The sequence below is a fragment of the Burkholderia cepacia ATCC 25416 genome (assembly GCF_001411495.1).
GTDB classification, from domain to species: Bacteria; Pseudomonadota; Gammaproteobacteria; order Burkholderiales; family Burkholderiaceae; genus Burkholderia; species Burkholderia cepacia.
This window is the reverse complement of record NZ_CP012981.1, coordinates 1,915,221-1,928,579: the sequence shown is the minus strand read 5'-3', so window position 1 is coordinate 1,928,579 and position 13,359 is coordinate 1,915,221. Positions and strand designations below refer to the sequence as shown.

General features: G+C 67.8%; 11 protein-coding genes, 1 tRNA gene and 1 riboswitch. Of the genes, 11 read left to right on the top strand and 1 reads right to left on the bottom strand.

Annotated features, from left to right (window positions below):
- Positions 1-351 precede the first annotated feature (351 nt).
- From xdhC to APZ15_RS08785, 5 genes are all read left to right on the top strand, one after another.
- Positions 352-1,356, top strand: coding sequence for a xanthine dehydrogenase accessory protein XdhC (xdhC, locus tag APZ15_RS08800; RefSeq protein WP_027788085.1), 1,005 nt, complete (start codon positions 352-354; stop codon positions 1,354-1,356).
- 18 nt (positions 1,357-1,374) lie between these two features.
- The gene (locus APZ15_RS08795) at positions 1,375-2,400 is read left to right on the top strand and encodes an adenosine deaminase (protein WP_027788086.1); all 1,026 of its coding nucleotides are present in this window, start codon (positions 1,375-1,377) and stop codon (positions 2,398-2,400) included.
- A gap of 27 nt (positions 2,401-2,427) precedes the next feature.
- Entirely contained in the window at positions 2,428-2,775 is a 348-nt protein-coding gene (locus APZ15_RS39005) for a hypothetical protein (protein WP_080982091.1), read from the top strand.
- On the top strand, positions 2,772-4,088 hold the full coding sequence (gene guaD, locus APZ15_RS08790; RefSeq protein WP_027788087.1) for a guanine deaminase: 1,317 nt from the start codon (positions 2,772-2,774) through the stop codon (positions 4,086-4,088). The genes APZ15_RS39005 and guaD overlap by 4 nt, the downstream gene beginning before the upstream one ends.
- Before the next feature lie 180 nt (positions 4,089-4,268).
- A riboswitch (yybP-ykoY riboswitch) is annotated at positions 4,269-4,406 on the top strand.
- A gap of 78 nt (positions 4,407-4,484) precedes the next feature.
- On the top strand, positions 4,485-5,057 hold the full coding sequence (locus APZ15_RS08785) for a TMEM165/GDT1 family protein (RefSeq protein WP_021163944.1): 573 nt from the start codon (positions 4,485-4,487) through the stop codon (positions 5,055-5,057).
- 54 nt (positions 5,058-5,111) lie between these two features.
- Here the strand turns inward: APZ15_RS08785 and APZ15_RS08780 are convergent, their stop codons facing one another.
- Complete coding sequence (locus tag APZ15_RS08780) at positions 5,112-5,810, bottom strand: DUF4136 domain-containing protein (RefSeq protein ID WP_027788088.1); 699 nt, start codon at positions 5,808-5,810, stop codon at positions 5,112-5,114.
- Between the two features lie 187 nt (positions 5,811-5,997).
- On the opposite strand from APZ15_RS08780, the gene pepN reads away from it, so the two are divergent.
- The 6 genes from pepN to APZ15_RS08750 all read left to right on the top strand — a co-directional run bounded on the left by pepN (position 5,998) and on the right by APZ15_RS08750 (position 13,330).
- A complete protein-coding gene (pepN, locus tag APZ15_RS08775) occupies positions 5,998-8,691 on the top strand; it encodes an aminopeptidase N (RefSeq protein ID WP_027788089.1) in 2,694 nt (897 codons plus the stop codon).
- 279 nt (positions 8,692-8,970) lie between these two features.
- Positions 8,971-9,984 carry a class 1 fructose-bisphosphatase gene (locus tag APZ15_RS08770; protein ID WP_006485729.1) on the top strand — a complete coding sequence of 338 codons (1,014 nt, stop codon included), beginning with the start codon at positions 8,971-8,973 and terminating at the stop codon, positions 9,982-9,984.
- A 203-nt stretch (positions 9,985-10,187) separates the two neighbouring features.
- A tRNA-Thr gene (locus tag APZ15_RS08765) sits at positions 10,188-10,263 on the top strand.
- 170 nt (positions 10,264-10,433) lie between these two features.
- On the top strand, positions 10,434-11,243 hold the full coding sequence (locus APZ15_RS08760; RefSeq protein WP_027788090.1) for a helix-turn-helix transcriptional regulator: 810 nt from the start codon (positions 10,434-10,436) through the stop codon (positions 11,241-11,243).
- Between the two features lie 144 nt (positions 11,244-11,387).
- Positions 11,388-13,121, top strand: a complete 1,734-nt coding sequence (locus APZ15_RS08755; protein ID WP_027788091.1) for an FAD-dependent oxidoreductase — start codon at positions 11,388-11,390, stop codon at positions 13,119-13,121.
- Complete coding sequence (locus APZ15_RS08750; RefSeq protein WP_027788092.1) at positions 13,118-13,330, top strand: hypothetical protein; 213 nt, start codon at positions 13,118-13,120, stop codon at positions 13,328-13,330. Before APZ15_RS08755 ends, APZ15_RS08750 begins: the two co-directional genes overlap by 4 nt.
- The last annotated feature ends 29 nt before the right edge of the window (positions 13,331-13,359 follow it).

The following is a 13,359-nucleotide window of genomic DNA, read 5'->3' as shown; positions in this document are numbered from 1 at the left end:
CTCCTGATAGCCCGGATCACCGCCCCGCGATGTTCCCGCCGCCGTGCGGTGCTATCTTCGGGGCTGGATGGCGATCTACGTGCGCGAGGCCAGGCGGTCTCACCACCCCTGCGTAACGCGCGCCCGATCCGCAATGTCGACTGGATTCATCATGACAACGCAAACCATCCGCATCCGTCACCCTCATGGCGTCCGCGCATCCGGCGGTGCCGTCCGCGCGCACTGTCGCCGCGCCGCCGCACCGCATTCGCCGTGCGGCCGGCCCGCCCCGCCCCCGTCCGTCATCGTTGCCGCCACGCTCGCCAGCCCGCGCCGCGTGTCGTGCCGCGTCGTTTCGCAAGGGGTGTGCTGATGGAAGCCTGGCTCGGCGATCTGCAGCAACTGCTCGCGCACGGCGAAGCGGCCGTGCTCGTGACGGTCGCGCACACCGACGGCTCCGCGCCGCGCGAAGCCGGCACCAAGATGCTCGTCACGCGCGACACGGCCCGCCATACGATCGGCGGCGGTCATCTGGAATGGAAGGCGATCGAGATCGCGCGGCATCTGCTGAAGGACGGCGCGCACGTGCCGCACGCGCGCCGGCTCGAACGGCTCGCGCTCGGCCCGAGTCTCGGCCAGTGCTGCGGCGGCGCCGTGGTGCTCGCGTTCGAGCGGCTCGACGTCGGCGATCTCGGCTGGATCATGTCGCTCGCGAAGCGTGTCGCGGCCGGCGCCGCGACCGTGCGTAGCGTATCATTCGGCCCCTCGCCGGGCGCGCCGTTGTTGAGCGAGCCCGAATCGGAAGCCGCGCGTGCCGACTGCCTGCTGTGGGAAACCGGCGGCGTGTCGCTGATGACCGAAACGATCGCGCCATATGCGTTCCCCGTCGTGCTGTTCGGCGCCGGGCACATCGGCACCGCGCTCGTGAAGGTGCTGGCGACGCTGCCGTGCCAGGTGCGCTGGATCGACGGGCCCGATGCGGTGTTCCCGCCGGCCGACGCGCTCGCCGGCATCGGCAACCTCGCGATCGAGGCGGCCGCTGCCCCGGCCGACGCCGTCGACACGGCGCCGCCGCAGTCCTACTTCGTCGTGATGACGCACGACCACGCACTCGATTTCGTGCTGGCCGAGCGCATCCTGCGACGCGGCGACTATGCATACTTCGGGATGACCGGCTCGCACGCCAAACGCGTGCAGTTCGATCATCGCCTCGCGGCGATCGGCATCGACCCGGCCCAGGTCGCGCGGATGCGCTGCCCGATCGGTGTCGAAGGCATCATCGACAAGGCGCCCGAAGTGATCGCGATCTCGGTGGCTGCGCAATTGCTGCAGGCCGTCGAAGCGAACGCGGCCGCGCAGGCTTCCCCTACCTACTGACCGACCAAGAACGACGCCATGACCCCGACATTCAAGGACAAGATTGCCCGCGCGCCGAAAGCGGAGCTGCACATCCACATCGAAGGCTCGCTCGAGCCCGAGCTGATCTTCGCGCTCGCGCAGCGCAACGGCGTGAAGCTCGCGTACGACTCGATCGACGCGCTGCGCGCCGCCTACGCGTTCACCGACCTGCAGTCGTTCCTCGACATCTATTACGCCGGCGCGAGCGTGCTGCTGACCGAGCAGGATTTCTACGACATGACGGCCGCGTACTGCGAACGCGCGCTCGCCGACAACGTCGTCCACACCGAACTGTTCTTCGATCCGCAAACGCACACCGAACGCGGCGTGCCGATCGAGACGGTAGTCGCGGGCATCGAGCGCGCACTCGCCGATTACGAGCAGCGCGGGCTGTCGAGCAAGCTGATTCTGTGCTTCCTGCGCCACCTGTCCGAAGAGGACGCGCTCGCGACGTTCGAATCCGCGCTGCCGCTGTTCGAGCGCTATCGCCATCGCCTGATCGGCGTGGGCCTCGACTCGTCCGAACTCGGCCATCCGCCGACGAAGTTCGCGCGCGTGTTCGACAAGGCACGCGCGCTCGGGCTGAAGCTCGTCGCACATGCGGGCGAGGAAGGCCCGCCCGCGTACATCTACGAGGCGCTCGACGTGCTGAAGGTCGACCGGATCGACCACGGCGTGCGCAGCATCGAGGACGCGGCCCTGGTCGAGCGTCTCGCCAAGACTCGCACGGCACTGACCGTCTGCCCGCTGTCGAACCTCAAGCTGTGCGTGTTCGACGACATGGCGAAACACACGCTGAAGGCGCTGCTCGATCGCGGCGTCGCGGTGACGATCAACTCCGACGATCCGGCCTATTTCGGCGGCTACGTCAATGAAAACTACTTCGCGACGGCCGAAGGGCTGCAACTCACGGATGCCGAAGTCCATGCGGTGATCCGCAACGGCTTCGAGGCATCGTTCATCGAACCGGCGCAGCGCGACGCACTGTACGCGCGCCTCGACGCGTACTGGCAGGCCGCCTGACGGCCCGCATCGAGGAACGCCAGACAGATGAAACACGGCAACGGCATCCGCTTCGCAACCACCGGCCCGGCATCGCGCCGGAACGGCCGCGTGCGTGCCCGCGCGGCGAGCGCGCCATTCGTCGTCGCCCGCCCGTGCTTGCCGTCGCGGTTCGCCGCTGCGTTCGCTGCCGCTCCGGTCGCGAACGCAGCGGCTGCGAGGCCCGCCGGCAACCACTCGCCGGCGGCTTCGGCCGCCACGTTCGCCCGCGCAATCGCCTCCGGTCGTGCCGCACGCAGCATGCCGCTACCGCTCGCGAAACGCCGTCCCGCCGCCCTCCGGCGTCGATCGCTTTCTTCTGTTCGCCTTACCTTGATGCAGGACCATTTGTCATGACGCAAACCGCTTTCCGTTCCCAGCTGCTGACTTTCAACGGCGACCCGGCGCAATCGAGCCAGGCCGCGAACTACGAGACCGACGGCCTCCTGATCGTCGACGACGGCAAAGTCGTCGCGGCCGGCCCGTACGCGCAGCTCGCCGCGACGCTCGCGCGCGACGCGATCGTCCACGACCTGCGCGACAAGCTGATCGTGCCCGGCTTCATCGACACGCACATCCACTATCCGCAGACGGACATGATCGCGTCGCCGGCGCCGGGCCTGCTGCCGTGGCTGGACAAGTACACGTTCCCGACCGAGCGCCAGTTCGGCGATCCCGAGCATGCGCGCGAGGTGGCCGACTTCTTCGTCGACGAACTGCTCGCCTGCGGCACGACGAGCGCGCTCGTCTACTGCACGGTGCACAAGCAGTCGGCCGATGCGCTGTTCGCGGCGAGCGACGCGCGCGACCTGCGGATGATCGCGGGCAAGGTGCTGATGGATCGCAACTGCCCCGAATTCCTGCGCGATACCGCGCAATCCGGTTATGACGACAGCGCCGAGCTGATCGGCCGCTGGCACGGCAAGGGCCGCCAGATGTACGCGCTCACGCCGCGTTTCGCGCCGACGTCGACCGAAGCGCAGCTCGAGGCGTGCAGCGAACTCGCGCGCCGCCATCCGGACGTGTTCGTACAGAGCCACGTCGCGGAGAACGTCGACGAGGTGAAATGGGTGGCCGAGCTGTTCCCCGGCCATCGCAGCTATCTCGACATCTACGACCGCTACGGGCTGCTGCGCCCGCGCGCGGTGTACGGCCACTGCATCCACCTCGACGACGAGGACCGCCGCCGGATGGCCGAGACGCGCACCGTCGTCGCGCACTGCCCGACGTCGAACTTCTTCCTCGGCAGCGGGCTGTTCGATTTCGACAAGGCCGGTGAACACGACGTGCCCGTCACGCTCGCGACCGACGTCGGCGGCGGCACGTCGTTCTCGATGCTGCAGACGATGAACGAAGCGCACAAGGTCGCGCGGCTGTCGGGCCACCATCTGACCGCGACCCGGATGTTCTGGCTCGCGACGGCCGGCGCCGCGCAGGCGCTCGACCTCGCCGACACGGTCGGCACGCTCAAGCCGCGCACCGAGGCCGACTTCGTCGTGCTCGATCCGCAGGCCACGCCGCTGCTCGCGCGCCGGACGAAGCGCGCGGATTCGCTCGAGGAACTGCTGTTCGCGTTCGCGCTGCTCGGCGACGACCGCGCGGTGTACCGCACCTATGCGGCCGGCGAACTCGTCCACGAGCGCGGGGCGGCGCGCCGCCCCGCCGCGTAACGGCGTTCCGGGGGGTGTCCCGGCAGGCGCGGGCGTCGGCCGCCGCGTCTGCCTGCGGGGCGGCTGCCCGTCTGCCGGGCCTGCCGTACGGCCGGAGCTTGCCGAACGCCAATCCCCGCCCGGACACCAGGCACCGCACCGCTCGACCGCTTTCCCGCGCGCGACACGCCGTGCTAGAATTCGCCGCTCATTGGGGAGTAGCCGCTCCGCTCGATGTCCCGCGCCCCCGGCGCGCATCGTGACGGAGGCGTCCGTCAACAGACTTGGCCTTGCGGCCATGGCGGGCGCAGCCACCTAGGCCTGGCGAGACCGATGGTTCACAGTGCGCCGCATCAGGGCCCGGCGCGCCGTGGATCGTCGCTCGCACGCACAACACCGGCCCGTGGAACCCCATACGTGTCTCAAGCCTTCCTGATCTCCACCGGCGCCGTCGCCCTCGCTGAAATCGGCGACAAGACCCAGTTGCTTTCCCTCGTCCTGGCCGCGCGCTATCGCAAGCCGGTGCCGATCATTCTCGGCGTGCTCGTCGCGACGCTCGTGAACCACGGTTTCGCCGGCGCGCTCGGCGAATGGCTCGGCGCGCTGGTCACGCCGTCGATCATGCGCTGGGCGCTCGCGTTCTCGTTCATCGCGATGGGGTTGTGGATCCTCGTGCCGGACAAGCTCGACGCCGACGAGGCCAATGCCAACCGCTCGCGGCTCGGCGTGTTCGGTGCGACCCTCGTCGCGTTCTTCCTCGCGGAAATGGGCGACAAGACGCAGATCGCGACCGTCGCGCTGGCCGCGCGCTTCCAGGACTACATCGGTGTCGTGGCCGGCACGACGTTCGGGATGATGCTCGCGAACGTGCCCGCGATCCTGCTCGGCGACCGTTTCGCGCACCGCCTGCCGACGAAGCTCGTGCACGGCATCGCGGCCGTGCTGTTCGTCGTGCTCGGCGCGCTGGCGCTGCTGGGCGTCGGGGTCTGACGGGGAAGAAAACGGCAGGCGCGGCCGGACGGCCGCGCCGAGGCTGATGCCGCGTTACTTGGCGGCGGCGCCCGAAGCGGGCGCAGCCGGCACCGCGCGCTCGTTGGCGGCCGGTGCCGCCGGGCCGCCGCGCTTGTCGACCGGCAGCCGGACCGAGCGGACCGCGCCGTTCGACAGCGGGAAATCGGCGAGCGCGCTGCGCGCGAGGAACGGCATCGCGTACAGCAGCGTGCCGTTGTCGCCGGTCGTGCGCGCGGACACGTTGTAGACCTCCTTGCCCGTCGCGCGCTCGGTGATGCGGATGCCGAGCGTGTAGTCGAACACCTGGTACGTCTGCGCGACATAACCGGCCGGCATCGGCCCCCAGGGCCCCCACGGGCCCCACGGCCCGCGCCGCCAGTACGGCCCCGGCCCGACGAACCACGGATCGTAATAAACGGGCTGCGGCACCGTCACGAGATCGCTGCCGACCGCATAGGTCAGCCCGACGAGATAGCGCGCCTGCGCCTGCGGCACCTGCCGGAACGCATACGTGGACAGCTCGTTCGCGACGATCGGCTCGTAGGTCGACTGCTCGATGCTGTTCTTCTGCGCGTCGGTGCGGGTGAACGCATAGGTGCGTGTCGCGTCGCTGCCGCTCCAGTCGGAGAAGGCCGTGACCTGGGTCGTCACGTAGCTGGTGCAGCCGGTCAGCAGCGCCACGCACAGCACCGCCGCCCAGCCCGCACTGCGTTGAATCCATTCGCGTTTCATGTTGATCCTCTTCGATCCGTCACCCGTTCGTCGCACCGCGCGAACCGTAACGGGATGCCGATAATACGCGGACTCCCGGAACCGGTAAAAAGTTCGCCCGGCACGCAGCCGCAAGCCTTTGTACAATGGCCCGGTTCGCCCGGCCCGTGCCACGGGCCCGTCCCCCACTCCACCGATCTCGACGACCATGTCCGACAACGCTTCCTCCACCGTGATCCGCCGCGCCGACTACACGCCGCCGGCCTTTCTCATCGATGCCGTTGCGCTCGAATTCGATCTCGCGCCGGCCCGTACGATCGTCAGGAATACGATGCGCGTGCGCCGCAACCCGGACGCCGCGCCCGCGCCGCACCTGGAGCTGATGGGCGAAGCGCTCGAATTCGTCGGCGCACGGCTGGACGGCGCGCCGCATGGCGCCGTGCGCGCGCACGAGCACGGGCTGACCGTCGAGAACGTCCCCGATGCATTCGAGCTGACGCTCGAAAGCGCATGCGCGCCCGACCAGAATACGACGCTGTCGGGTCTCTATGTATCGAGCGGCAACTTCTTCACGCAGTGCGAAGCCGAAGGCTTTCGCCGCATCACCTACTTCCTCGATCGCCCGGACGTCATGGCGTCGTACACGGTGACGCTGCGCGCCGACAAGGCCGCCTACCCGGTGCTGCTGTCGAACGGCAACCTCGTCGATTCCGGCGACCTGCCCGACGGCCGCCACTTCGCGAAGTGGGAAGACCCGTTCCGCAAGCCGAGCTACCTGTTCGCACTGGTCGCCGGCAAGCTCGTCGCGATCGAGGAGAAGATCACGACCGGCTCGGGCAAGGAAAAGCTGCTGCAGGTGTGGGTCGAGCCGGCCGATCTCGACAAGACGCGTCACGCGATGGATTCGCTGATCCATTCGATCCGCTGGGACGAGAAGCGCTTCGGCCTCGAGCTCGATCTCGACCGCTTCATGATCGTCGCGGTCGGCGACTTCAACATGGGCGCGATGGAAAACAAGGGGCTCAACATCTTCAACACGAAGTACGTGCTGGCGAACCCCGAGACCGCGACCGACACCGACTTCGCGAACATCGAATCGGTAGTCGGCCACGAGTACTTCCACAACTGGACCGGCAACCGCGTGACCTGCCGCGACTGGTTCCAGCTGAGCCTGAAGGAAGGCCTGACGGTGTTCCGCGATCAGGAATTCTCGGCCGACATGGCCGCGGGCGACGCCGTCGAATCGGCGGCCCGCGCGGTCAAGCGCATCGAGGACGTGCGCGTGCTGCGCCAGCTGCAATTCGCCGAGGATGCCGGCCCGATGGCGCACCCGGTGCGCCCGGAGAGCTACGTCGAGATCAACAACTTCTACACGATGACCGTCTACGAGAAGGGCTCGGAAGTCGTGCGGATGTACCAGACGCTGTTCGGCCGCGACGGCTTCCGCAAGGGGATGGACCTGTATTTCAAGCGCCACGACGGGCACGCCGTGACCTGCGACGACTTCCGCCATGCGATGGCCGACGCGAACGGGCGTGACCTCGCGCAGTTCGAGCGCTGGTACAGCCAGGCCGGCACGCCGCGCGTGTCGGTGCGCACCGCGTACGACACGGCCGCGCGCCGCTATACCGTCACGCTCGCGCAGGGCTACGGCGACGCGTCGCCGGCCGCGCGCGAAACGCAGCAAGGGCCGCTGCTGATCCCGTTCGCGATCGGCCTGATCGGCCGCGACGGCCGCGACCTGCCGCTGCGCCTCGACGGCGAAGCCGCCGCGGCGGGCACGACGCGCGTGCTCGACTTCACCGACACCGAACAGACCTTCACGTTCGTCGACGTTCCGGAACAACCGCTGCCGTCACTGCTGCGCAACTTCTCGTCGCCGGTGATCGTCGAGTACGACTACAGCGACGACGACCTCGCATTCCTGCTCGCGCACGACAGCGATCCGTTCAACCGCTGGGAAGCCGGCCAGCGCCTCGCGACGCGCGCGCTGCTGACGCTCGCCTCGCGTGCCGCCGCGAACGAGCCGCTGACGCTCGGCGAGAACTTCGTTGCCGCCTTCCGCCGCGTGCTGACCGACGCGACGCTGTCGCCCGCGTTCCGCGAACTCGCGCTGACGCTGCCGTCGGAAACCTACCTCGCCGACCAGATGGCGGAAGCCGATCCGGCCGCCGTGCATCGCGCGCGCCAGTTCGTGCGCCGCCAGCTCGCCACCGCGCTGCGCGCCGAATGGCTCGCCGCATACGAGCAGCACCAGACGCCCGGCGCCTACGAACCGACGCCCGAGGCCTCCGGCCGCCGCGCGCTGAAGAACCTCGCGCTCGCGTATCTCGCCGAACTCGAGGATCCGGCCGATGCCGTGCGCCTCGCGACCGCGCAATACGACGCGGCGAACAACATGACCGATCGCGCGGCCGCACTCGGCGCGCTGCTGTCCGCCGCGGCCGCCGGCGCGAACGAACCGGCCGAGCACGCGCTCGACGATTTCTACCGCCGCTTCGAGAAGGAAGCGCTCGTGATCGACAAATGGTTCGCGATGCAGGCCGCGCAACGCGGTACGCCCGCGCAGCCGACGCTCGCGAAGGTTCGCAAGCTGCTCGCGCACCCCGCGTTCAACCTGAAGAATCCGAATCGCGCACGTTCGCTGATCTTCAGCTTCTGCGCGGCCAACCCCGCGCAATTCCACGCGGCGGACGGCTCGGGTTATGCATTCTGGACCGAACAGGTGCTCGCGCTCGACGCGATCAATCCGCAGGTCGCGGCGCGCCTCGCCCGCTCGCTCGAACTGTGGCGCCGCTTCACGCCCGCGCTGCGCGACCGGATGCGCGAAGCGCTCGAGCAGGTCGCCGCCGGCGCGAAATCGCGCGATGTGCGCGAGATCGTCGAGAAGGCGCTCGCGTAACGCAATTCTCCGCATCGCTCACACGCGAAACAGCCGGTGCCGCCCATGGCGGCACCGGCTTTTTTACTGCATGAATACTGCCGGCCCCGGACACAGTCGCGGGGTCTGACCGCGCCGCTTGCCGCCGCTGCATGGCGCGTCCCGTGCATCGTCGCTGCCGGAAACCGGGCCGATCCGGCCGCCCGGCCATGTAACCGGACGAAAAAAGCCGGCGGCACGGGAGGCGCGGCGGGTAAAATTGCGGCCATTCAAGGATTCTTTGGCCTTCTGGAGTCTGTCATGTCCATTGCCCGCCGCACCACGCTGTCGAAGTTCCTGATCGAACAGCAACGTGAGACCAACAACCTCCCCGCCGACCTGCGCCTGCTGATCGAAGTCGTCGCACGCGCGTGCAAGGCGATCAGCTACAACGTGTCGAAGGGCGCGCTCGGCGAGGCGCTCGGCACCGCCGGCAGCGAGAACGTCCAGGGCGAAGTGCAGAAGAAGCTCGACATCCTGTCGAACGAGATCCTGCTCGACGCGAACGAATGGGGCGGCAACCTCGCCGCGATGGCATCGGAAGAAATGGAAACCTTCTTCCCGATCCCGGCGAACTACCCGCGCGGCGAATACCTGCTCGTGTTCGATCCGCTCGACGGTTCGTCGAACATCGACGTGAACGTGTCGATCGGCACGATCTTCTCGGTGCTGCGCTGCCCGGACGGCAAGCAGGCAACCGAGGAATCGTTCCTGCAGCCGGGCACGCAGCAGGTCGCGGCCGGCTACGCCGTGTACGGCCCGCAGACGGTGTTCGTGCTGACGACCGGCAACGGCGTGAACTGCTTCACGCTCGACCGCGAAGTCGGCTCGTGGGTGCTCACGCAGAGCAACATGCAGATCCCGGCCGACACGCGCGAATACGCGATCAACGCATCGAACGCGCGCCACTGGTACGACCCGGTCAAGCGCTACGTCGACGAACTGAACGCCGGCAAGGACGGCCCGCGCGGCGACAACTTCAACATGCGCTGGATCGCCTCGATGGTCGCCGACGTGCACCGGATCCTGAACCGCGGCGGCATCTTCATGTACCCGGCCGACAAGCGCACGCCCGATCGTCCGGGCAAGCTGCGCCTGATGTACGAAGCGAACCCGATGTCGTTCATCGTCGAACAAGCGGGCGGCGCCGCGACGACGGGCACGCAACGCATCATGGAAGTCCAGCCGACGGGCCTGCACCAGCGCGTGCCCGTGTTCCTTGGCTCGAAGAACGAAGTCGAGCGCGTGACCGGCTATCACGACGAAGCAAAATAATTGCACTGCAGCACTAGACGGAGGTGCGATGCGCAAGTACAATCGCGCCTCTTGATGTGGCCCTGACCGGTCGCATCACAGTGAAGTGAAAGCGGGAAGTCCGCCGGATCGATGGTTTCGCGAAGCAGCAGCAAGCTGAAAAAAATTTCGCAAAACCTATTGCCAAGATCCCGGAAATCACCATATAATTTCATTTCTCTGCTGCCGGTGTAGCTCAGTTGGTAGAGCAGCGCATTCGTAATGCGAAGGTCGTAGGTTCGACTCCTATCTCCGGCACCAAGACATAAAGGCCTGACAAGCATCGCTTGTCAGGCCTTTTCTCTTTTCCGGCGCCGAAATCGTGCGCCCGCCCTCTCGCCTCACCCAGTCCGCTTGCGGGCATCCCCGGACTCCCGTATCACGCGCCGACGACTACAATCGCCGGACACTCCACCCTCGTCCCCTTCTTCATGCGCACCTGGCGTCTCGAGCGAGCGAATCTCGCCGCGCAGCTGGACGTGTCCCGCGCGACGCGCCTCGTCGCCGCGATCGGCGGCAACGAGCCGAACGCATTCGCGGCCGAAATCCTGAAGCTGTTCGACGACGCGCTGTCCATCACGCAGTGCACGATCTTCGCGTACGAGTTCGGCAATCGCCCGCGCACGATGTCGGTCGCCGATCATCGCGGAGGCCGCTACCTGCGCGATCTCGCCGACACCTACGCACGACATTTCTACGCACTCGACGGCAACCAGCAGATCGTGTCGACCGCCCATCTCGGCACACGCCGCCACGATCTGCTGCTGCACCAGCAGGCCGGCGACGAGATCGATCACGAAGCGTATCGTGCCGCGTGCTACCGTGGCCCCGACGTATCCGACCGGCTGGCGCTGCTGATGCAGCCCGGCGATGCGACGTGGCTGTCGATCAACCTGTACCGCGCGCATCGCAGCGGCGCATTCCAGCCGCGCGAGATCGCCGCGATCGAAGCGCTCGCGCCGCTGATCGCGCAGGCCGCAAGGCATCACTACGCGCTCGCCGGTGCCGCGCAGATCGGTATCCCGCAACGGATGCTCGCGCGACTGCGCCATGCATGCCCCGATTTGTCCAAGCGCGAGCTCGACGTGCTGCGCGGCGTACTCGACGGCCAGACCGCGCACGAGATCGGCGAGACGATCGGCGTGAAGGCATCGAGTGTCGTCACCTACCAGAAGCGCGCGTACCGGCGTCTCGGCATCTCGAGCCAGCGCGAGCTGTTTGCGCTGTGCATGCAGCCGTGAAACGTCGCGGCCTGCGTTGAGCCCCTCGCTGTACCCGAATTGGGGACAACCGACGCACGACCGGCTTCCATACTGTCCCGACCTGTTGCGCGCATCTTTGCGTCGATGCGTGCACGTCGAGCCGGACAACCCTGGAAGCCAACGATGGATATCGACTTCAAGCCCTACCCGTTCGTCGCCGAGCGCCATCCCGCGCATCTGCCGGCCTGCGACGACGGTGTCGATACGCACCGGCATCGCGTTGCGATCGTCGGTGGCGGCCCCGTCGGCCTGGCCGTCGCGCTCGGCCTTGCGAACCACGGCATCCGCAGCGTGCTGATCGAGGCCGACGACGCAGTCTGCCACGGCAGCCGCGCCATCTGCATCTCGCGGCGCAGCCTCGAGATCATCGAGCGGCTCGGTGCGCTCGACGACTTCCTGCGCAAGGGGCTGCCGTGGACCGGCGGGCGCAGCTTCTACCGTCGCGACGAAGTGCTGCATTTCACGATGCCGCAGGACGCAAACCAGAAGCTGCCGCCGATGGTGAATCTCGCGCAGTATCACATCGAGCAGTTCCTGCTCGACGCCGCGCTGCGCCGCCGCGAACTCATCGAGATCCGCTGGCAGACGAGAGTCACCGGTGTGACCCGGCAACCGGACGGCGTGCGACTCGACGTCGACACGCCGCTCGGCGGCTACGCACTCGACGCCGACCGGGTCGTCGCGTGCGACGGCGGGCGCAGCACGATGCGCGACGCGCTCGGCCTGTCGCTCCGCGGCACGAGCTACGAGGGCCGCTACGTGATCGTCGACATCGCGCTCGAAAGCGACCGGCCGACCGAACGACTGGCGTACTTCGACCCGTCGTCGAACCCGGGCTCGACGGTGCTCGTTCACAAGCAGCCCGACAACGTGTGGCGGATCGACTATCAGTTGCGCGACGATGAGGATGCCGAAGCCGCCGTGAAGCCGGAAAACGTGATCCCGCGCGTGCAGAACCTGCTCGACATGATGGGCGAGCGCGGCGACTGGTCGCCGATCTGGATCACGATCTACAAGGCGAATGCACTGACACTCGAACGCTATCGACACGGTCGCGTGCTGTTCTGCGGCGACGCTGCGCACCTCGTGCCGATCTTCGGCGTGCGCGGCGCGAACTCGGGCATCGACGATGCCGACAACCTGGCATGGAAACTCGCGTACGTGACGCACGGACTCGCATCGGACACGTTGCTCGACAGCTACTCGGACGAACGCGTGTTCGCGACGCACGAGAACCTCCGCTACGGCACCAAGAGCACCGAGTTCATGGCGCCGCCGTCGTTCGCGTTCGAACTGATGCGCAAGGCCGTGCTGTCGCTCGCGGTCCGGCATCCCACGCTGCGCTCGCTGATCAATCCGCGCCAGACGACGGCCATCGCGTATGCGACGTCGTCGCTCAACGCGGCCGAACACGACACGTTTTCGGCCGGCCCCGCGCCCGGCACGGTGCTCGCCGAATGCCCGCTGATGCTGTACACGGCACACGGCAGCGACGTGCGCCGCGGCCACCTGACCGACCTCGTCGCTCCGCGCTTCACCGCATTCTGCTTCACCGCCGACGGCGCGCCCGAGGCGACGCTGGCCGATCTCGAACGGCGCCTGCAGGCTGCGCGGATGCCGTTCGCGCTCGTCACGCTCGCACGGCATGCGGCGCCACGGCAACCGGCCTGCGGCGGCCATGACGTCGACGGCCGGCTGTTCGACATGTACGGCGCGCGCGACGGCACCGTCTATCTCGTGCGTCCGGACGGTCACGTACTCGGCCGCTGGCACGACGCGCGCGCCGGCGACGTGGCCGCCGCACTCGAACGCGCACTCCATCCTTGCGCATCGACCGATCCTCAGGAGACCGCATGATGACGGATACCGAACGCGACACCCTCTACACCGACCTGTGCCGCACGATGACGCGGATCGGTGAAGCCGATGCATCGCTCTTTCTCGCCCGCTTCGCACTGCTGTCGATCGAGGCGATCGGCGACACCGCGACCGTCGCACGGCTGATTGCCGACGCAAGCGACGGATTGCCCTCTGCGGGCATGCAGGCTTCGACGCTCGGACGATGACGCTCACGGCCGACCGGCTTCACCGGCAG

Excerpts from the sequence above, each read along its gene's own strand:
- xdhC (WP_027788085.1), top strand. The coding sequence starts at position 352 with ATGGAAGCCTGGCTCGGCGATCTGCAGCAACTGCTCGCGCACGGCGAA.
- APZ15_RS08795 (WP_027788086.1), top strand. The coding sequence starts at position 1,375 with ATGACCCCGACATTCAAGGACAAGATTGCCCGCGCGCCGAAAGCGGAG.
- APZ15_RS39005 (WP_080982091.1), top strand. The coding sequence starts at position 2,428 with ATGAAACACGGCAACGGCATCCGCTTCGCAACCACCGGCCCGGCATCG.
- guaD (WP_027788087.1), top strand. The coding sequence starts at position 2,772 with ATGACGCAAACCGCTTTCCGTTCCCAGCTGCTGACTTTCAACGGCGAC.
- APZ15_RS08780 (WP_027788088.1), bottom strand. The coding sequence starts at position 5,810 with ATGAAACGCGAATGGATTCAACGCAGTGCGGGCTGGGCGGCGGTGCTG.
- pepN (WP_027788089.1), top strand. The coding sequence starts at position 5,998 with ATGTCCGACAACGCTTCCTCCACCGTGATCCGCCGCGCCGACTACACG.
- APZ15_RS08770 (WP_006485729.1), top strand. The coding sequence starts at position 8,971 with ATGTCCATTGCCCGCCGCACCACGCTGTCGAAGTTCCTGATCGAACAG.
- APZ15_RS08760 (WP_027788090.1), top strand. The coding sequence starts at position 10,434 with ATGCGCACCTGGCGTCTCGAGCGAGCGAATCTCGCCGCGCAGCTGGAC.
- APZ15_RS08755 (WP_027788091.1), top strand. The coding sequence starts at position 11,388 with ATGGATATCGACTTCAAGCCCTACCCGTTCGTCGCCGAGCGCCATCCC.
- APZ15_RS08750 (WP_027788092.1), top strand. The coding sequence starts at position 13,118 with ATGATGACGGATACCGAACGCGACACCCTCTACACCGACCTGTGCCGC.